Annotated in this window: 19 protein-coding genes; 9 read left to right on the top strand and 10 right to left on the bottom strand. The window is 68.7% G+C overall.

Going from position 1 to position 17,740, the window contains the following annotated elements:
• Positions 1–21 precede the first annotated feature (21 nt).
• Both DNK89_RS15635 and DNK89_RS15630 read left to right on the top strand, forming a co-directional pair.
• The gene (locus tag DNK89_RS15635) at positions 22–960 is read left to right on the top strand and encodes a LysR family transcriptional regulator (RefSeq protein ID WP_110960838.1); all 939 of its coding nucleotides are present in this window, start codon (positions 22–24) and stop codon (positions 958–960) included.
• Positions 961–1,045: 85 nt separating this feature from the next.
• Positions 1,046–1,351 carry a hypothetical protein gene (locus DNK89_RS15630; RefSeq protein WP_015016202.1) on the top strand — a complete coding sequence of 102 codons (306 nt, stop codon included), beginning with the start codon at positions 1,046–1,048 and terminating at the stop codon, positions 1,349–1,351.
• A 138-nt stretch (positions 1,352–1,489) separates the two neighbouring features.
• Here DNK89_RS15630 and DNK89_RS15625 read toward each other — a convergent pair whose 3' ends face one another.
• From DNK89_RS15625 to DNK89_RS15600, 6 genes are all read right to left on the bottom strand, one after another.
• The gene (locus DNK89_RS15625) at positions 1,490–1,966 is read right to left on the bottom strand and encodes a peptidylprolyl isomerase (protein WP_060985498.1); all 477 of its coding nucleotides are present in this window, start codon (positions 1,964–1,966) and stop codon (positions 1,490–1,492) included.
• A 152-nt stretch (positions 1,967–2,118) separates the two neighbouring features.
• Positions 2,119–3,198 (bottom strand): pirin family protein, encoded by a 1,080-nt coding sequence (locus tag DNK89_RS15620; protein ID WP_110960952.1) that lies wholly within the window; start codon positions 3,196–3,198, stop codon positions 2,119–2,121.
• Positions 3,199–3,424: 226 nt separating this feature from the next.
• Positions 3,425–4,870 carry an MFS transporter gene (locus DNK89_RS15615; RefSeq protein WP_110960837.1) on the bottom strand — a complete coding sequence of 482 codons (1,446 nt, stop codon included), beginning with the start codon at positions 4,868–4,870 and terminating at the stop codon, positions 3,425–3,427.
• A 149-nt stretch (positions 4,871–5,019) separates the two neighbouring features.
• Positions 5,020–5,508 carry a DUF1579 domain-containing protein gene (locus tag DNK89_RS15610; RefSeq protein ID WP_110960836.1) on the bottom strand — a complete coding sequence of 163 codons (489 nt, stop codon included), beginning with the start codon at positions 5,506–5,508 and terminating at the stop codon, positions 5,020–5,022.
• 32 nt (positions 5,509–5,540) lie between these two features.
• Positions 5,541–6,200 (bottom strand): glutathione S-transferase family protein, encoded by a 660-nt coding sequence (locus DNK89_RS15605; RefSeq protein WP_110960835.1) that lies wholly within the window; start codon positions 6,198–6,200, stop codon positions 5,541–5,543.
• Positions 6,201–6,244: 44 nt separating this feature from the next.
• Positions 6,245–6,673: a VOC family protein gene (locus DNK89_RS15600; RefSeq protein WP_110960834.1), complete on the bottom strand. Its 429-nt coding sequence runs from the start codon at positions 6,671–6,673 to the stop codon at positions 6,245–6,247.
• A gap of 111 nt (positions 6,674–6,784) precedes the next feature.
• On the opposite strand from DNK89_RS15600, the gene DNK89_RS15595 reads away from it, so the two are divergent.
• Both DNK89_RS15595 and DNK89_RS24965 read left to right on the top strand, forming a co-directional pair.
• Positions 6,785–7,450 carry a TetR/AcrR family transcriptional regulator gene (locus tag DNK89_RS15595; RefSeq protein ID WP_110960833.1) on the top strand — a complete coding sequence of 222 codons (666 nt, stop codon included), beginning with the start codon at positions 6,785–6,787 and terminating at the stop codon, positions 7,448–7,450.
• 359 nt (positions 7,451–7,809) lie between these two features.
• Positions 7,810–9,492, top strand: coding sequence for a methyl-accepting chemotaxis protein (locus DNK89_RS24965; RefSeq protein ID WP_110960832.1), 1,683 nt, complete (start codon positions 7,810–7,812; stop codon positions 9,490–9,492).
• A gap of 11 nt (positions 9,493–9,503) precedes the next feature.
• Here DNK89_RS24965 and DNK89_RS15585 read toward each other — a convergent pair whose 3' ends face one another.
• Positions 9,504–10,484, bottom strand: a complete 981-nt coding sequence (locus tag DNK89_RS15585; protein ID WP_110960831.1) for a YafY family protein — start codon at positions 10,482–10,484, stop codon at positions 9,504–9,506.
• Between the two features lie 132 nt (positions 10,485–10,616).
• Here DNK89_RS15585 and DNK89_RS15580 point away from each other — a divergent pair, with 132 nt between their 5' ends.
• Positions 10,617–11,345, top strand: a complete 729-nt coding sequence (locus DNK89_RS15580; protein WP_110960830.1) for an NIPSNAP family protein — start codon at positions 10,617–10,619, stop codon at positions 11,343–11,345.
• A gap of 51 nt (positions 11,346–11,396) precedes the next feature.
• Complete coding sequence (locus DNK89_RS15575; protein WP_110960829.1) at positions 11,397–11,933, top strand: hypothetical protein; 537 nt, start codon at positions 11,397–11,399, stop codon at positions 11,931–11,933.
• A gap of 101 nt (positions 11,934–12,034) precedes the next feature.
• Here DNK89_RS15575 and DNK89_RS15570 read toward each other — a convergent pair whose 3' ends face one another.
• Positions 12,035–12,928 (bottom strand): oxidoreductase, encoded by an 894-nt coding sequence (locus DNK89_RS15570; RefSeq protein ID WP_110960828.1) that lies wholly within the window; start codon positions 12,926–12,928, stop codon positions 12,035–12,037.
• A gap of 157 nt (positions 12,929–13,085) precedes the next feature.
• Here DNK89_RS15570 and DNK89_RS15565 point away from each other — a divergent pair, with 157 nt between their 5' ends.
• On the top strand, positions 13,086–14,069 hold the full coding sequence (locus tag DNK89_RS15565) for a LysR family transcriptional regulator (RefSeq protein ID WP_110960827.1): 984 nt from the start codon (positions 13,086–13,088) through the stop codon (positions 14,067–14,069).
• A gap of 18 nt (positions 14,070–14,087) precedes the next feature.
• On the opposite strand, the gene DNK89_RS15560 is transcribed toward DNK89_RS15565, so the two are convergent.
• Positions 14,088–14,885 (bottom strand): SDR family oxidoreductase, encoded by a 798-nt coding sequence (locus tag DNK89_RS15560; protein ID WP_110960826.1) that lies wholly within the window; start codon positions 14,883–14,885, stop codon positions 14,088–14,090.
• A gap of 141 nt (positions 14,886–15,026) precedes the next feature.
• On the opposite strand from DNK89_RS15560, the gene DNK89_RS15555 reads away from it, so the two are divergent.
• Complete coding sequence (locus DNK89_RS15555; RefSeq protein WP_110960825.1) at positions 15,027–15,953, top strand: LysR family transcriptional regulator; 927 nt, start codon at positions 15,027–15,029, stop codon at positions 15,951–15,953.
• Positions 15,954–16,029: 76 nt separating this feature from the next.
• Complete coding sequence (locus DNK89_RS15550) at positions 16,030–16,731, top strand: aspartate/glutamate racemase family protein (RefSeq protein WP_110960824.1); 702 nt, start codon at positions 16,030–16,032, stop codon at positions 16,729–16,731.
• A 6-nt stretch (positions 16,732–16,737) separates the two neighbouring features.
• Here the strand turns inward: DNK89_RS15550 and DNK89_RS15545 are convergent, their stop codons facing one another.
• Positions 16,738–17,721, bottom strand: a complete 984-nt coding sequence (locus tag DNK89_RS15545; protein WP_110960823.1) for an alpha/beta hydrolase — start codon at positions 17,719–17,721, stop codon at positions 16,738–16,740.
• Between the last annotated feature and the right edge of the window lie 19 nt (positions 17,722–17,740).

The following is a 17,740-nucleotide window of genomic DNA, read 5'->3' as shown; positions in this document are numbered from 1 at the left end:
GCTTTCGCAATAATTCGTCGCATGGACTATCTCGACACCCTGCGCTGTTTTGTGACCGTGGCCGATGCGGGCGGCTTTGCCGTGGCGGGGCGACGGCTGGGCTGCTCGGCTACGGCCGTCACGCGCGCCATTGCGGCGCTGGAGGCGCGGCTGGGTGTGCTGCTGTTCCAGCGCAGCACGCGCATGGTGCGGCTGACCGAGGCGGGCGAGCGCTTCTTGCAAGACTGCCGCCCCATCCTGAACGACCTGCACGAGGCCGAGCAGGCCGCCAGCGGTGCACAGGCCGAGGCCCAGGGCCTGCTGTCCGTCACCGCGCCGCAAATGTTCGGCATCCAGCATGTGGCGCCCATCGTGCAGGGCTTCTTGCAGGCCCAGCCGCGCGTGCAGGTGCGCACGCTGTTCGTCAACCGGCTGGTGCATTTGCTCGATGAAGGCATGGACGTGGCTATCCGCATCGCGCCCCTGCCCGACTCGGGCCTCACTGCGGTGCAGGTGGGCGCGCTGCGCCGCCTGGTGGTGGCGTCTCCCGCCTACCTGGCGCAACATGGCAGGCCACGCCACCCTGCAGACCTGAGCAACCACCGCGCCATCGGCTTCGCGTTTGACGCACGCACGCCAGCGCCCTGGAAGTTTCGCGATGGCGCCACCGGCCAGCCGCAGTTCACCTGGATCAGCAACAGCAACGAGGTGGACATTGCCGCCGCAGAGGCGGGCATCGGCCTGACCCGTTGCCTCGCTTACCAGGCCGCAGCCAGCCTGCGCGCCGGGCGGCTGCGCATCGTGCTCGCCGAGCACGAACTGCCCCCTGTGCCCGTGCACATCGTGTACCCCGCAGGGCGGCGGGCCCCGGCCAAGGTGCGCGCGTTTGTGGAATGGGCGCGCGAGCGCCTGGGCAAGGAGCCGGTGCTGAACGGACGTGGCCTGGGGCGCGGTAACGCCTTGTTGCCAATGACTTCGTAACCTGTCATCGCGCCACCGGCGAGGGCCGTTGCATAGCTAAGTCCGACGCTGTGTCGGGCGGTTATCCGATCTGAAAGGATTTCTCATGAACAAGCTCCTCGCTGCCCTGCTCGCTGGTTTCTTTGTGACCGCATCGTTTGCCCAGGCCCCTGCGGCTCCCGCAACACCAGCAGCGCCCGCGAAGGCCGCTGCGCCAGCGACCCCTGCCACACCGGCCGCGCCCGCCACCCCAGCAGCCCCAGCCGCCGAGGCCAAGCCTGCAGCAATGCCCGCCGCAGCCCCCGCATCGGCCCCTGCCGAAAAGAAGGCGGCGAAGAAGACAAAGGCCAAGAAGACCAAGGCAGCGGCAGAGAAAAAGGCCGACGCCGCCAAGCCTGAAGCCGCCAAGTAATTCACGAGGCTGTGCCCCACAAAAAAAGCCCGCAATGCGGGCTTTTTTTGTGCCTAAGCATCCGCCCCTGCCCGCTGGGCAGAGGCCTGGACTTCCAAGGTCTGCATGCGCCGCCAGCCTCAGGCTGGCGAGCTGCCATCAATGGTGGTGGCCGTGCGCGCCGTGCACATGGCGGTGCGCGATTTCTTCGGGGCTGGCGGCGCGCACTTCGGTCACCTTGCAGCTGAAGGTCAACGCCTGGCCTGCCAGCGGGTGGTTGCCGTCCAGGTGCACTTCGGGGCCCTTGATCTTGACCACGTTGAACACGGCGGGCTGGCCGTCGTTGCCCACGCCCTGCAGTTGGCCGCCGACCTTCACGCCGGGCGGGAACTCGCTTTTGGGGATGGTGCGCACCAGGCTTTCATCGCGCGCGCCAAAGGCGTCTTCCACCGCCAGTTGCAGCGTGGTGCTGAAGCCCACGGCCTGGCCATCGAGTGCGGCCTCGACCTTGGGGAAGATGTTTTCGTAGCCGCCGTGCAGGTACGACAGGTGCCCCGCATCCAGCGGCTTGCCCTGGGGGGTGGTGACCTTGTACGTGATGGTGACGGCGGAGTCTTTGGTGATGGTGGTGGCCATAGGCGTCTTGCACTTTCTGCGCGATGAAGAATCAGCGCGAGACGGATAGGGCTGTGCCGCCAGCCGCCGCGCGGGTCAGAACGAAACCCCGGATTGTCCACGAGGCGCCCGGTGGCATGCCGTGCGCCTCGTTCGGGGCTGGCTGAGCAGCCCTAGGCGCCCACCGGGGCCTCGGCCGGGCGCTCTTCCTCCGTCTGGCCGGGGTAGCGTGCAAAACGCCGCGCCTCTGTGCCATGCACCGGGTCCTGGTCAGGCCAGGGCCAGCCGCCAAACTGGGTGCGGCGGTAGTCGTTCATGGCCTGCATGATCTCGGCCTGCGTGTTCATCACGAACGGGCCGTACTGCGCCACGGGCTCGGCGATGGGCTGGCCTTGCAGCAGCAGGCATTCCAGCGGCGTGGCGCCGGTGTTGGTCAGCTGCCAGTCCTGCCCGGCCACCAGCTCCAGCGCGGCGTGCTGGCCCACGTCCTGCGGGCCCACGCGCAGGCTGTCGCCCACAAAGAAGTACAGCATGCGGCGCGTGCCCTGGCCGCGCGCGGCGGGCAGCGTCCACTGCGCGCCGGGGTCCATGCGCAGCGTCCAGATAGCCACATCGCCCTCGGGCTGCGAAGCCCAGGACTCGGGTGGCGGCGCCAGCGGCGCGGGCGCGCCGGGCAGGGCGCCCGCCACCACCGTCACCGTGGTGGCACGGCCTGCGTCGTCGTGGTGGACCAGGCGCGGAATGCGCTCGTTCCACAGCATGGTGAAGTGCGGCTCCACCATCTTGTTCTTCGCGGGCAGGTTCAGCCAGATCTGGAACAGCTCCAGCGGGTTGGGCTCGGTGGCGTTGAGCAGCGGGAACATCTCCGAATGCACGATGCCCTTGCCAGCCGTGACCCACTGCACATCGCCCCCGCCAAAACGCGCGGCGGCGCCCAGCGAGTCGGAATGGTCGATGAGGCCCTTGCGCACGAGGGTGACGGTTTCAAAGCCCCGGTGCGGGTGGCCCGGAAAGCCGGGCACCGTGTCGCCGTGGTACATGCTCCAGCCGTCCTTGCGGCTGAAGTCGCTGCCGATCTGGCGGCCCTCCAGCGACACGGCGGGCGCAAATGCGCCATTGCCTGCGGGATAGGCGTCGTCATGGTGGGCGCAGAACAGGAACGGGTCCATCGTGGGCCACAGCGGACCCAGCGCCTGGGCCTGCACGACGGGCAGGCTGGCGGCAGACGAAGACACGGTGGGGGAGGACGACATCAAGGACTCCTTGGGTTTGCGCCACCGGCTATCGGGCAGCACGCCTGCCAAAGATAAGGCCAGAGGCCGCTTTCAGAAGTGCGCTGGGTGGAACAGTGCGGTGCGGCATACAGGACAGTGCCGCACAGCGTGCGCACACAGTTTCGTCACCATTTCAGGCAAAAATGACTGCATGCGCTAGTGGAATATGCCTGAACTGCTATCAATTAAATAGCACCCTATCTCCTCACACGGCACCCGCGTGGGAAGGCGCGGCGGCGGACGGTGGTGGTGCCGGGCGCAACACGAAACCACCCAGCACGGCGGCCACCAGCGAGCACACGGCCGACACCCAGAACGCCAGCTGGTAGCCTGCATTGAGCGCCTGCTGCACGCTGGCCCCGGCCTCGCGCAGGTGGTCGGTGCGCGCATCGGCCAGGCTGGCCAGAATGGCAAGGCCCAGCGCGCCGCCCATCATGAACGCGGTGTTGACCACCCCCGAGGCCAGCCCCGAGTCTTCGGGCTTCACATCGCCCATGGCGGCCAGCAGCAGCGGGTTGAGCGCAATGCCGGCGCCCACGCCCAGCAGCACCATGCCGGGCAGCACGTGGATCACAAACCGCCCCTCGGTGGGCGCGAGCGCAAACAGGGCCAGACCCACCGCCGCCAGCAGCAGCCCCCAGCCCAGCGTGCGGCAAATGCCAAAACGCATCACCACCCAGGCCGACAGCCCCAGCGAGCAGCCCGCCATGATGAGGTTGGACGGCAGGAACGCCAGGCCCACCTGCATGGCGTCGTAGCCCAGCACCAGCTGCATGTAAAGCGCCGACAGAAAGAACCACGCAAACATCGACGCCGCCCACAGCACGCCCACCACGTTGGAGATGGCCAAATTGCGCAGCCGCAACAGCGGCAGTGGCACCAGCGGCGCAGCCACATGCGACTCGATGAACAAAAACGCCGCCAGCAGTGCCGCCGCAGCCCCCAGCAGCCCCAGCGACTGCAGCGAGGTCCACCCGGCCGCGTTGCCGTTGACGATGGCGTACACCGCGAGCATCAGCGACGCGGTGATGGTGAGGGCGCCCGCCACGTCCAGCCGCTGCCCGTGGGCCTGGCCCTTGCCGCCCGGCAGCAGCGCCAGACAGGCTAGGTAGATGGCCACGCCCACGGGAATGTTGACCAGAAAGATCCAGTGCCAGCTCAACGCGCTGGTGAGCACCCCGCCCAGCAGCACGCCAATGCTGCCGCCACCGGCGCACACAAAGCCGTAGACGCCCATGGCGCGCGCACGCTCGCCGGGCTCGGTGAACAGATTCATGATGAGCGACAGCGCCACGGCCGACACCACCGCGCCGCCCACGCCCTGCACCGCGCGCGCCGCCACCAGCAGCCCCTGCGTATTGGCCAGCCCGCAGGCCAGCGATGCGATGGTGAACAGCGTGATGCCCGCCAGGAACAGCCGCCGGTGGCCGTACAGATCGCCCAGGCGCCCACCCAGCAGCAGGCAGCCGCCAAAGGTCAGCATGTAGGCGTTGACCACCCACACCAGCGACGTTTCGGTGAAGCCCAGGTCGGCCTTGATGCTGGGCAGCGCGACGTTCACGATGGTGGTGTCGAGCACGATCATGAGTTCGCCGAGGCACAGCAGAATGAGTGCGGGCCAGCGTGCGCGGCCTTCGATGCGGAGGGTCATGGGACAGCGGAAATCAGAAGAGACGGACAGCGCAGTGTGTCACGCGCGTTGCGCTTGCGACTGGCGGAGTGCCATGCCAGTGCGCCTGTGGAGCTGGCTTGGCCAGTCCACCGTGTGCGTCCCCCTCCAGGGGGAAGCCGCGCAGCGGCTCATGGGGTTCGCGTGTACTTGGCTTGCATGAACTGCTTCCAGCTGCCGTCCGGCTGCTGGCCGAACGAGGTGAGCGTGCGCTCGTTGGCGCTGATGACGGTGATCACGTCCCGGTAGCGCATGGTGGCGCCGTCGGCCTTGAAGCTGGGGCCTTCGGTCTCCAGCGTCAGCACCTTCTGGTCGGCATCCAGCGTGCCACGGTACACCCACATATGCGTCATCATCGAGCCCACCCAGGTGCCGACAAACGCCTGCCGGTCCGGGTCGTAGCCCAGCGTCATCAGCATGCGGGCCTCACCACCCCCGCCGGGCATGGAGCCCGCCCCTTCGCACAGCACCCACAGGCTGCCCAGCGCGCGCACTTGCTCGGTGCCCCGGCTTTGCGCGGGGGGTTCGCCTGGGCCCATGTCGGCCAGCGACTCGCAGGTCCAGTTGCCCAGCAGCTGCTGCAGCCAGCGGTGCATGGCGTGGGGTTCGGGGTTCATCATGGGGGTCTCCTGGTGACGTGGTGGGCGCGCGCTCAGTCGCGGTCGGGCGCACCGAGCGGAAAGTAATGGCGGTAGGGGCGCCCGCCCTCCACCGCGCGTGCAAACGAGGGGCGTGCTAGCAGCCGGGCACGGTACGCGCGCAGCTGCGGGTAGGTGGCCGCGATGGGGTGCGTCCAGTCGGCATAGAACAGCGAGGGCGCCGCCGCGCAGTCGGCCAGCGAGAACGGCTCGCCCGCCGCCCAGGTACGCCCTGCCCACATGCCCTCCAGCCAGGCGTAGGCTTTCTCCAGCTTCTCCGCAGCCCAGGCCACGCCCTCTGCCTTGCGCTCGGCGTTGCCGGTCAGCGCGGCGTTGACCGCGTGCTGCACCGGGGCCATCACGTGCAGGTCAAAGAAGCGGTCCATGAAGCGCACGTCCAGTGCCGCCCGGGGGTCGGAGGGAATCAGCGGCACAGGCCCCGGGTGCGCGAGCTGCAGGTGCTCGATCACGATGCTGCTTTCCACCACCGTGTGGTCACCGTCCACCAGCACCGGAAACTTCGCCAGCGGCCAGTGGCGCAACCAGTCGGCGGAATGGCTGACGGGCTCTGCGGGGTCAAGATTGAGCAGTTCGAACGGTGTCCCGTTCTCGTACAGCGCGGTCAGCACCTTCTGGGTGTAGGACGAAAAAGGGTGGCCATAGAGAGCGAGCATGCGGGTTCCTGTGGGGGAGTCGGTGGGGGTGATGGCGGTTGCACTCATTCAGGGGCCACCACCATCCAGGGCACGCCAAAGCGGTCAGCCACCATGCCAAACGCCTGCGAGAAAAAGGTCTTGGTGAGCGGCATCTGCACCTTGCCGCCATCGGCCAGCGCATCGAAATAGCGTTGGGCATCGGCCGCATTGGCGGGGCTCAGCGCCAGCGAGATGCCCTGGAAGCTGGCGTGGCCCGAGCCCATGCCGTCCGACGCCATGATCTGCGTGTCGCCCACGGTGAACGAGGCGTGCATGACCATCTCGGGCTTGGGGCCCGGTCCGCTGCCATCGGCGCAGCCCTCGCCAGCGGCAGGCTCGGGGTTGTCCTTGTAGCGCATGAGCATGGTGACTTGGGCGCCTAGGGCGCGGCGGTAGAACTCCAGCGCTTCATCGCAGCGGCCTTCGAACATCAGGTAGGACTCGACTTTCATGGGATCTCCTCGGGAGGGTTGGCGGGCCAGTGAACACCTCGACGCGCAATTGTGAACACCGTCCACAAACAATAGCAAAGATAATGGACAGTGTCCACATCCAAACGATCCATGACCGTAAGCACCCGCAACAAGGCCGCCCCCTCCCGCACACCTGCCGCACGCAGCACCTATCGCCACGGGGATTTGCACCGCGCGCTGCTGGACGCGGGCATTGAACTGGCGCGCCAGGGCGGGCCCGATGCCGTGGTGCTGCGCGAGGCCACGCGCCGTGCGGGGGTGGCGCCCAATGCGGCCTACCGCCATTTCGCCAACCGCGACGACCTGCTGGGTGCCGTGCGCGCCGCGGCTGTGGCAGCCGCCGCGCGGTCGATGGAGGCCGAGCTGGCCCTGGTGCCCACCACTGGCACGCCCGCCGAGCGGGCCCATGCCAAGGTGCGCGCCGTGGGTGCGGGCTACCTGCGGTTCGCGCACGCCGAGACCGGGCTCTTTCGCACCGCTTTCGGCGGCCGCTTCACGGTGCAGCAAACGCCCGACCCGGCCATGGGCGGCGCCACAGGGCTCAACCCCTTCCAGCACCTGAGCGCTGCACTGGACGACCTGGTGACCGCTGGCGCCCTGCCGCCCGCGCGCCGCCCGGGCGCCGAATACCTGGCCTGGTCCACCGTGCACGGCATGGCGCTGCTCGCCATCGACGGGCCGCTGCGCGGCACGCCCCAGCAGATGCTGGATCTGCTGGGCCAGCGCCTGCTGGATATGGTGGAACGGGGGCTGTAAGCGCGCGGCCTCACCAGGCCCCACCCACAGCCTCTGCATGGCCCTGGCTCGCGGCTCCGTTGCCAGCGGTATCGGTCGCCCCACTCCGGCGCGCATACACGTGGGCGGGCCGGGGTGGCCCACCTTTCGTTCCCTAGCACGGATACCCATTCGCTGATTTGTAACAAGGACGGATTCCCTGTAGCGGCGCAGGTTGTCGAACTTGGCCTACACGGCCGTGGCGCTTTGTGACCGACAATTCACAAATTGATACGCATGGTTACAACGCACTGCGCGCATCACCCATCCTCTGGCTGGCACCCGTTTGCCAGCCGGTCAGACGGCACCTCGGCCGTGCATGACACCCACCCGGACTTTCCATGGCTTTCCACCAAAAAACCGTCACCCAAAAGCTGGCGTTTGCCTTTTCTGTATTGATCGCGATATTGATCGCCGTTGCCCTCCTGTCGCTGCGCAGCCTGGGCGACGCGCGCGAAGACTTCCAGCGCTTCGTGGGCAATGAATTCCACCGGGGTGGCCTGGCGCGCGACATCCAGGCAGCCGCCAATGCACGCGCCATTGCGGCCCGCAACCTGATCCTGCTGACCAGCGCGGCAGACCTGCAGGCAGAGACCTTGGCCGTGACGGCCGCGCACGAGCGCGTGCAGACCAAGATGGCAGAACTGCGCCAGGCCGTGGCCAACGCCGCACAGGTGCCCGCAAGGGAGCGCGAGCTGTTCGAGCAACTGCAAACCATCGAGCGCAGCTACGGGCCCGTGGCGCTGGCCATCGTGGGCCTGGCACGGGACGGCAAGAAGGACGAGGCGATCGCCAAGATGAATGCCGAATGCCAGCCACTGCTCAAGCAGCTGATCAGCACCACGTCCGCCTACACGCAAGCCGTGGCGGCCTCCGCAGACCAGGAAATCAGCCACGCGGCCGAAAAGTTCGGCAACAAGCGCCTCCTGCTCATCCTGGCCACCGTGGTGTCGATCCTGGCGGCCACGGCGCTGGCTGCGCTCATCAACCGCAGTCTCATGCGGTCTCTGGGCGCAGACCCGGTGCAGCTCAGCGCGGCAGCACGGCGCGTTGCGTCGGGCGACCTGGGCACCGTGTCCGGCAGCGCCACGGCGCCCGCCGACAGTGTGCTCGCGTCGCTGGGGGACATGCAGGTCGCGCTGGCCAGCATCGTGGGGCGCGTGCGCGCATCGGCCACGACCATTGAGGCGGGCTCTCAGGAGATTGCGACGGGCAATGCAGACCTCTCGCACCGCACCGAGCAGCAGTCCGGCAACCTGCAGCAAAGCGCAGCCTCCATGGAAGAAATGACCGCCACGGTGCAGCAGAACGCCGACACCGCGCAACAAGCGGCCCAGCTTGCATCGGCCGCGCGCGCGGCCGCAGAACACGGCGGCACGGTGGTGGCGCAGGTGGTCAGCACCATGGACGACATCACCACCAGCTCACGCCGCATTGGCGACATCATCGGCGTGATCGACAGCATTGCGTTCCAGACCAACATCCTGGCGCTGAACGCTGCCGTGGAAGCCGCCCGTGCCGGAGAGCAGGGCCGGGGCTTTGCCGTGGTGGCGAGCGAAGTGCGCACGCTGGCCCAGCGCAGCGCGCAAGCGGCCAAGGAAATCAAGTCGCTCATCGAGGCCAGCGTGGAGAAGGTGGAGACAGGGTCGGCACTGGCACACACCGCTGGCTCCGCCATGACCGAGATCGTGGGCGAGGTGAACCGCGTGGCCGATCTGATCGGTGAAATCAGCGCCGCCACGCGCGAACAGAGCGCAGGCATCGGGCAGATCGGCAACGCAGTGGCCGAGCTCGACCAGTCCACCCAGCAAAACGCAGCGCTGGTGGAACAGATGGCAGCCGCCGCCCACACACTGAACCAGCAGGCCCATGGCCTGGTGGAATCGGTGGCGGTGTTCCGCGTGGAAGAGCCCGTGCGCACCGTGGCAGATGTGCAGCGCCCGCCCCAGCAGCGGCCAGGCGCCGTGAAGATGCAGCCCCTGGGCGTTCGGGCTCCGTTCCCCAAGGCGCTGACCGCCGCTTAGTCAGGGCACCGCTACAGCGCGCCGTACAGCCGCGCTGTGGCCTGCACCCGCGCCACCAGCGCGCGGCGCAACGCCACGGGCCGCAACACTTCCACCTGCGGCGACAGCCGCATCAGCTGCCCGCAGGCATGCTCCACCGATTCGATGGGGATCGTCACGGACGTGCGGCCATCCTTGCGGCGCGACGGTGGAGCGGCAGCCACCGCACGCGCCACCGCGCTGCTGAGCGCGCGCAGGCCCCGCAGCCCTTCGGGTGTGGCCAGCAGTGTGGCCTCGCCCGTGTACAGGCCTGACTCAAAACGCCGGATCGACGCAGCCCAGTAGCCGGGCAGGTCAAAGCGTGCGGGGCGCTTGGCCGGTTGGTCGAGCGTCGTGGCCGCGAGGATGTTCGACACCCGGTAGGTGCGTGGCCCGCGCGCGTCGGCTCCCATAGGCAAAGCCACCAGGTACCACACGCCCGCTTTCAGCACCAGGCCCAGCGGGCTCACGGTGCGCTCTGCCGTGCGCGCCCAGCCCTCGTAGCGCAGGGTGATCTGGTGGCCGCTCCACACGGCGGCCGCCACGGTGGGCAGGTGCGGTGTGGGGTCGCTCTCGCGGTACCAGTCCACCGGGTCCAGGTGCAGGCGGGTGCTGACACGCTGCGCGTCGTCGCGCCAGGCGGCGGGCAGTGCGGCCAGCAGCTTCAGACGCGCGCCCGCGACATCGCCGCCCAGACCCAGGTCCTGCGCAGGGCCGGGCAGGCCACTCAAGAACACGGCCTGCGCCTCCGACGGCGTGAGGCCCGTGAGCGTGGTCTTCCAGCCCGGCAACAGCGCAAAACCCCCGTTGCGCCCGCGCTCGGCATAAATGGGCACGCCTGCAGCGCTGAGCTGGTCCACGTCGCGGTACAGCGTGCGCACCGACACCTCCAGCGCCTCGGCCAATGCCTGCGCGCTCATGCGGCCGCGCGTTTCCAGCAGCATCTGGAGTGACAACAAACGGCTGGCGCGCATGGGCTTTGGCAGGGGTGGTGCAAAAAGACGGAAGGCCAAAGATAGCGCAAATACCTGCCATGGGTTGGCAGGTATAGCGGCACACACTGCCGCTCTGTCTTTGCCTTCTTGCCCCATCTTTCCGGAGCCCCCATGCGCACCACAGATCCCCACGCCATCGTCGAACTGCGCCAATACACCTTGCACCCCCAGCAGCGCGAGGTGCTCATCAACCTGTTTGACCGGGAGTTTGTGGAAACCCAGGAGGCGCAGGGCATGCGCGTGCTGGGCCAGTTCCGCGACCTGGACCGGCCCGACCAGTTCGTCTGGCTGCGTGGCTTTGCCGACATGCCGGCGCGCCACCGCGCGCTGGAGGGCTTTTATGGCGGACCCGTGTGGGCAGCGCACCGCCACGCCGCCAATGCAACCATGATCGATTCGGACAACGTGCACCTGCTTCGCCCGGCCTGGCCCGGCGCCACGGCCGGCCTTCCGCAGCACGCGCGGCCGCAGCCTGGCGCGCAGGGTGCAGCCGCCGGCGTCCTGCAGATCACCGTGTTCCCGTTGCGGGAGCCCGCCACACCCCAGTTGCTGGACTTCTGCCGCCACCGCATGGTGCCCACACTGCTGCGCGGCGGTGCGCGCCAGCTCGCCTGGTTCTGCACCGAGCAAAGTCCCAACACCTTTGCCCGCCTGCCGGTGCGCGAAGGCGAACCCGTGCTGGTGGGCCTGGCCCTGTTTGGCGACGAGGCTGCGTTGCAGTCGTTTGCCGACAGCGGCGCTTGGGCGCGCGACGTGGCGCCCGGTCTCGCCCCCTGGCTGGCGGCAGCGCCCGAGGTGCTGCGCCTGCAGCCGACCGCGCGCTCGGCGCTGCATGCGTGACGCACCCGCACACCTCTCACCCTGACGCACCAACCACCCCGGAGCCCCACCATGTCCACCCCAGCCCGCCTCATTCCCATCCCGTCGCCCACCGTGGCGCCCAGCGCTGCGCGCGACTTCGACTTCCTCATGGGCCCTTGGCGCATTCGCAACACGCGGCTGGTGCGCAGGCTCGCGGGCTGCCACGACTGGGAGGTGTTTGATGCCACGGGCACCGCCCATCCATTGCCCGGTGGCATCGGCAACTTCGACACCTTCACACCGTTGGCCTGGAATCCCGGCTACGTGGGCATGGCACTGCGGGTGTTCAACCCCGTGACGCGGCGCTGGAGCATCTACTGGCTGGACAACTTCACGGGCGGCCTGGACCCAGCCACAGGCCTGCTGCCGCCGCCCGTGGTGGGTGGCTTTCAGGGTGGCGTGGGCCTGTTTGAAGGCGAGGAGCTGTTCGAGGGCCGCCCGGTGCGCGTGCGCTTCGAGTGGTCGCAGATGCACACGGGCGCGCCGCGCTGGCAGCAGGCGTTTTCGGACGACGGCGGCGCGACCTGGGAGGTGAACTGGGTGATGGAGTTTGCGCGGCTGGTATGAGCATAGGCAGCCACCCGGCACCCAGGCTAAAAATTGAAGCCAAAACAGCCCCTGGCGCCTGATGGTTATGCGCTATCAGCTACCAAAGCAGGAGCGCTAACTCACGCCATCTGGAGTGCTGCTTCCTGCACCGGGAAGTCCGTGGACGCCGCCACCGCACGCCACTGCGCCGTCTCTTTCGCCACAAAAGCATGTTTGTCGGCAATGGTTTGCAGCGTGTCGGTGCCCAGCGGCAGGCGCAGCGGTGGCGTGGGGCTGGCCACCAGCTGCATCACGGCCTGGGCCAGGCGCACCGGGTCGCCGGGCTGCTTCAGGTTGATGCGGCGCGCTGCTTCGCGTACGGCACCGGCGCTGGACGCGTAGTCGTCCAGCACGCGGGGCGAAACGGCCAGCGAGGCTCTGTCCAGAAACTCGGTGCGGAAGTACCCCGGCTCCACCACCGTGGCGTGGATGCCCAGCGGCGCCAGCTCGGCATGCAGCGCCTCGGTGATGCCCTCGACCGCGAACTTGGTGGAGCAATACAGGCCGAACCCGGCGGCCGACTGTACGCCGCCCAGCGACGAGATGTTGATCACGTGCCCGGCGTGGCGCGCGCGCATGGCGGGCAGCACGGCGCGGGTCACATGCAGCAGGCCGAACACGTTGGTGTCGTACAGGCGCAGCACCTCGTCGGCGGTAGCTTCTTCGACCGCGCCCAGCAGGCCATAGCCCGCGTTGTTGACCAGCACGTCGATGTGGCCAAAGCGGTCGAGCGCCGCGCCCACGGCATGGCGAGCCTGGGCCTCGTCGGTCACGTCCAGCGCCAGGGGCAGCAGGGCATCGTGTGCGCCCAAGCGCTTTTCGACCGAGGCGGCATCGCGCGACGTGGCGACCACGGCATCGCCCTGGGCCAGCGCGACCTCGGCAATGCGCGCGCCGATGCCGCGCGAGGCGCCGGTGATCATCCAGACGCGGGAATACGAGGAATGGGTGGTAATGGCTGTGGTGGAAGTCATGACAGGTCCTTGAGGTGGCGTTGAGCAATGGGCGGTGCCCATGGCGGTGGACTTTAGGCATGCCATTGCCATGCGACTAGCCCATAATCTCTGGATTCATTCACAAGCAACGCTTGCCAATCCACCACGCAGCTGCCTCGCAAAATGCCTGCCCACCATGGCCATCAATGAACTGCGCGCCATCGCCAACTTTGCCAAGGCCGCCGAGCTGGGCAGCCTGCGCCAGGCGGCGGCCGCGCAGGGCATCACGCCACAGGCGTCCAGTCAATTGCTGGTGCAGCTCGAATCGCACCTGGGCGTGCGGCTGTTCCACCGCACCACGCGCAGCCTGAGCCTCACCGAAGAAGGGCGGCAGTTCCTGGCCTCCGCACAGCCGGGCCTGGCCACACTGCAGCAGGCGGTGCAGGGCGCACGGCGCGGGCGTGAGGAGATGGCGGGGCCACTGCGCATCGTGGCGCCACGCTCCATCCTGCTGGAGGTGATCTGGCCGGTGCTCGACGAGTTCTGCCGCCGCCACCCGCTGGTGGAGCCCGATGTGCAGCTGGACGACCGCATCGGCAACTGGGTGGAAGACCGCGTGGATGTCGGCTTCCGCTCGGGCTACCCGCCCGAGGGTGGCGTGGTGGCGCGGCGGCTGCTCACGCTGCAGCTCATCGTGTGCGCCGCGCCCGCCTACATCGCACGCCACGGTGCGCCGGCCAGCATCGACGACCTGGCGCAGCACCGCTGCAGCGGCTTTCGCCATGCGTCCACCGGCAAGCCCATGCCCTGGGAGTTCCAGGTGGGCGACGACATCGTGGCGCGCACCATCCACCCCACGTTCTGCACCAACGACATCGAGGTGGAGGCCCGTGCGGTGCTGGGCGGCCACGCGGTGGGCCAGCTGGTGGGCGTGACGGCCGCGCCGCTGGTGCGCAGCGGCCAGCTGGTGCCGCTGCTGCCCCAGCATGTGCCGCAGCACCTGGCGCTCTACGTGTACTACGGCAGCCGCACGGCGCTGCCAGCGCGCGTGCGGGCCTTCATCGACCTGGCGGTGGAGATGGTCGCCAACAACCCCGCTTACCTGCTCACGCCCAAAGAGCTGGCGGCCCACGGCCCGGCTGTACAGAAAAAGCCCCGGGCGCGAAAGCCCCCGCAGTGAGCGCCGTGCTGACCTCCCTCAAGCCGCAAACCCGCCGTCGATCAACAAGCTCGCCCCCGTCACCATGCCCGATTCCGGGCCGGCCAGATACGCCACCATGCCCGCGATCTCATCGGGGTGGGCATGGCGGCTCAGGGCCATCAGGCCGTGCATGTCGCCCGCCATGGGGCCGTCGGCGGGGTTCATGTCGGTGTTCACGGGGCCGGGCTGCACGTTGTTCACCGTGATGCCACGCGGGCCCAGGTCGCGCGCCAGGCCCTTGGTCAGGCCCACGATGGCGGCCTTGCTCATGCCGTACACGCTAAATCCGGCCCATGGCACGCGGTCGGAGTTGGTGCTGCCGATGGTGATCACGCGGCCATAGGCACCGCCTTGTCCCATGTGGCGCACGGCGGCCTGGGTGGCCACGAACACGGCGCGCACGTTGACGTTGAGCGTGTGGTCAAAGTCGGCCAGCGCAAAGCTGCCGATTTCACCCGCGATGGCGACGCCCGCGTTGTTCACGAGGATATCCAGGCGGCCGAGCTCGCGCGCGGCGCGGTCCACCGCCTGCGTGAGGGCAACGGCATCGGCGCTGTCGGCCTGCAGGGCCAGGGCCTTGCCGCCGCTCGCCGCAATGTCCGCCACCAGCGCCTGCGCGGGCGCTGCGGAGCTGCTGTAGGTGAAGGCCACGGCCGCCCCGTCGCGCGCCAGACGCCGCACGATGGCCGCGCCAATGCCGCGCGCGCCGCCGGTGACAAGCGCGACCTTGCCCGCCAGCGGGCGACCAGGCGATGAAGGGGCGGAGACCGGGGATGTTTCAGACACAGAAGACATGGTGTTGTTTCTCCAACAAGATGTATGCAGAAAATGGTTCGCAACCGAACCGGGAAGACCTGCAGTGTCAGAAAAACACTCATGCTCCGGTAGCCATGAATGGGCTGTATATCTTTCAACCCTTGGTTGAAAATACACCGCATGCAACCCCTCAGCCACCTCGAATCGTTTGTGCAGTCCGCCCAGTCGGGCAGCTTTTCGGCCGCCGCACGGCTCATGGGCCTGACGCCCGCCGCCGTGAGCAAGAACGTGGCACGGCTGGAGGCCAGTCTGGGCGTGCGGCTGTTCCAGCGCAGCACGCGCAGCCTCACGCTGACCGAGGGCGGGCAGCGCCTGCTGGCGCAAGTGGGCCCGCCACTCACCGCCCTGGCCGATGCGGTGGACCACGCGGCCGAGGCCGAGCAGCAGCCAGCGGGCACGCTCAAGGTCAGCATGGGCCAGGCCTTTGGCCGTGCCTACCTGGTGCCGCTGCTCACCGAGTTCTTGCAGCGCTACCCTGCCATCCAGCCCGACTGGCGCTTTGAAAACCGGCAGGTGGACTTGATCGGCGAGGGCTTTGACGCCGGCATTGGCGGCGGCCTGAACCTGAACCCCGACATGGTGGCGCGCACGCTGGGTCCCATCCACCTGGTGGTTGTGGCCGCGCCTGCGCTGCTGCAGGGCCGCAAGCGGGCGCCGCGCCACCCGGCGGACCTGGCGCAGTGGGATGGCATTGCCCGGCGCAACATCCGCACCGGGCGCATCAACGTCACCACGCTGCGCAACAAGGCCGGCGATGCGGCTCCCGTGGAGCTGCGCCCGCGCATCGTGTTCGACGACCCCGAGGCCATGTGCCAGGCCGCTCTGATGGGCCTGGGCCTGGCCGTGCTGCCCATGCCGTTTGCGCAGACCTGGCTGGCGCGGGGCGACCTGGTGCGGGTGCTGCCGGGCTGGTGGGCCGATGCAGGGCCGACCTCGCTGTACTACCCCAGCAAGAAGCTGCTGCCCGCACGCACCCGGGTGTTTGTGGACTTTGTGGTGGAGCAGTTCAGCACGCGCGGCTTTGCGCAAAGGGTGCGCGGGGACTGACGGGCACAGCATGGGGCCCGAGCCACGGCAGTGCGGTGGCAATAATGGGCCTTTGCAACCGCTCTGGACCATATTCATGCCCCAACACATCGGCATCGTGGGCTGCTCCGCCGAAGGGGCCGCCCTGTGCTACCGCACCCTGTGTGCCGAAGGCGCTGCACTGCTGGGCCGCCCGCATGCGCACCCCGAGGTGACGCTGCACACACCGTCGCTGGCCGACTATGTGGACTGCCTGGACCGGCATGACCTGCAAGGCGTGGCCGACCTGATGCTGGCCTCTGCCCACAAGCTGGCCCGTGCAGGCGCCGATTTTCTGATCTGCCCCGACAACACCATCCACCAGGCGATGGACCGCGTGCTGCCCCACTCGCCGCTGCCCTGGCTGCACATTGCCGAGGTGGTGGCGGCCGAGGCGGCAACGCGCGGGCACCGGCGCCTGGCCCTCACCGGCACCCGCTGGCTGGTGGACAGCGGCGTGTACCCCGGTGCGCTGCAGGCCCAGGGCCTGCAATGGGTGCGCCCCACCGAGGCCGAGCGCAGTGAGATCAACCGCATCATCATGGACGAGCTGGTGCCCGGCATCATTCGCCCTGAGGGCGTGGCCCTGTTCCAGCAGATCATCGCCCGCATGCAGCGCGAGGAAGGCTGCGATGCCGTGGTGCTGGGCTGCACCGAAATCCCGCTGATCCTGAGCGACGCCAACTCCCCGCTGCCCACACTGGACTCCACCCGCCTGCTGGCCCGTGCGGCGCTGCGCCGGGCCGTGCAGGCCCACTGAACGCCACTACTTGAGCCGCTGCGCCACCACGGCATCCAGCGACGCCATGAAGGCTTCCACGGCCCGCGTGTAGGCGCTCTCCAGGCCCAGCTGCGCGTTGATCTCGCCGTGGGTCAGCTCCTGCGGCAGCACCTCGGCACGGCCGCCCAGGTCGCGCACGCGGCGGGCCATGCCCTGGGCTTGCAGGCAGGGGTGGTCGGGGCGCTCGGTGGAGCAGACAAACTGGAACGGCGGCACCGGCCCCGACAGCGCGTGGTACGGCGACACCGCCGCCCAGAACAACGGGTTGGCGCCCATTACCTCGTCATAGAACGGGTAGTGCGGCGCGGTCATCACCACCGGCACATTGAGTGCCGCACTGTCCAGCGACACGGTGCCCAGCCAGGGCCAGGCCCCTTCGCGCTGTGCCAGGGTGGGCGATGCATTGATGAGCGACACCAGGTGCGCGCCCGCCGAGTGCCCCATCAGGATGAACCGCGATGCATCGGCGCCCCAGCGGGTGGCGCGGCTTTGGGCGGCGGCCAGTGCCATGGCCACGTCCTGCGCCTCCTGCAGCACGTTCACGGCGGGGTACAGGCGGTAGTTCACCGAGATGAACACAAAGCCCTTGGGCACCCAGCGCGCCACCTTCTCCTGCACCACGCGGGACATGGCCTTGTCGCCCGTGCGCCAGGCGCCGCCATGCACCATGAAGATCACCGGCGCGCGCGTACCGCTGGCCACCGCAGCACTGCTGGCGGCGCCGCCAGCAGCGGGCAGGTAGACATCCATGCGCTGCAGCGGGTCCGCACCATAGGGCACATCGGCCAGGCGCTGCACACCGGCGGGCAAGGCCGCAGCGGTGTCGCGCAACTGGGCAAAGGGCCCCAGCCCGCGCAGCTGGGCGTGGGCGGGCGGGGTCATCAGCACAGCGGCCAGCGCACACAGCGCTGCGCCCAGGCCTGTGCGCAGGGAGGCCAATGCGGAGAGTGGGGTGGAAGGACGGGACATGCGGGATCTCCTGGCTCAA

It is taken from the genome of Acidovorax sp. ST3, assembly GCF_003231145.1.
Lineage (GTDB): Bacteria > Pseudomonadota > Gammaproteobacteria > Burkholderiales > Burkholderiaceae_C > Acidovorax.
Note: the sequence above shows the minus strand (reverse complement) of the source record. Positions and strands in the feature narration are given on the sequence as shown.

Bases quoted from the DNA above. Each gene is read 5' to 3' on its own strand.
- DNK89_RS15615 (WP_110960837.1), bottom strand. From the start codon at position 4,870: ATGACCCTCCGCATCGAAGGCCGCGCACGCTGGCCCGCACTCATTCTG.
- DNK89_RS15600 (WP_110960834.1), bottom strand. From the start codon at position 6,673: ATGAAAGTCGAGTCCTACCTGATGTTCGAAGGCCGCTGCGATGAAGCG.
- DNK89_RS15570 (WP_110960828.1), bottom strand. From the start codon at position 12,928: ATGACTTCCACCACAGCCATTACCACCCATTCCTCGTATTCCCGCGTC.
- DNK89_RS15610 (WP_110960836.1), bottom strand. From the start codon at position 5,508: ATGATGAACCCCGAACCCCACGCCATGCACCGCTGGCTGCAGCAGCTG.
- DNK89_RS15580 (WP_110960830.1), top strand. From the start codon at position 10,617: ATGCGCACCACAGATCCCCACGCCATCGTCGAACTGCGCCAATACACC.
- DNK89_RS15585 (WP_110960831.1), bottom strand. From the start codon at position 10,484: ATGCGCGCCAGCCGTTTGTTGTCACTCCAGATGCTGCTGGAAACGCGC.
- DNK89_RS15560 (WP_110960826.1), bottom strand. From the start codon at position 14,885: ATGTCTTCTGTGTCTGAAACATCCCCGGTCTCCGCCCCTTCATCGCCT.
- DNK89_RS15545 (WP_110960823.1), bottom strand. From the start codon at position 17,721: ATGTCCCGTCCTTCCACCCCACTCTCCGCATTGGCCTCCCTGCGCACA.
- DNK89_RS15565 (WP_110960827.1), top strand. From the start codon at position 13,086: ATGGCCATCAATGAACTGCGCGCCATCGCCAACTTTGCCAAGGCCGCC.
- DNK89_RS15550 (WP_110960824.1), top strand. From the start codon at position 16,030: ATGCCCCAACACATCGGCATCGTGGGCTGCTCCGCCGAAGGGGCCGCC.
- DNK89_RS15635 (WP_110960838.1), top strand. From the start codon at position 22: ATGGACTATCTCGACACCCTGCGCTGTTTTGTGACCGTGGCCGATGCG.
- DNK89_RS15630 (WP_015016202.1), top strand. From the start codon at position 1,046: ATGAACAAGCTCCTCGCTGCCCTGCTCGCTGGTTTCTTTGTGACCGCA.
- DNK89_RS15555 (WP_110960825.1), top strand. From the start codon at position 15,027: ATGCAACCCCTCAGCCACCTCGAATCGTTTGTGCAGTCCGCCCAGTCG.
- DNK89_RS15625 (WP_060985498.1), bottom strand. From the start codon at position 1,966: ATGGCCACCACCATCACCAAAGACTCCGCCGTCACCATCACGTACAAG.
- DNK89_RS15620 (WP_110960952.1), bottom strand. From the start codon at position 3,198: ATGTCGTCCTCCCCCACCGTGTCTTCGTCTGCCGCCAGCCTGCCCGTC.
- DNK89_RS15575 (WP_110960829.1), top strand. From the start codon at position 11,397: ATGTCCACCCCAGCCCGCCTCATTCCCATCCCGTCGCCCACCGTGGCG.
- DNK89_RS24965 (WP_110960832.1), top strand. From the start codon at position 7,810: ATGGCTTTCCACCAAAAAACCGTCACCCAAAAGCTGGCGTTTGCCTTT.
- DNK89_RS15605 (WP_110960835.1), bottom strand. From the start codon at position 6,200: ATGCTCGCTCTCTATGGCCACCCTTTTTCGTCCTACACCCAGAAGGTG.
- DNK89_RS15595 (WP_110960833.1), top strand. From the start codon at position 6,785: ATGACCGTAAGCACCCGCAACAAGGCCGCCCCCTCCCGCACACCTGCC.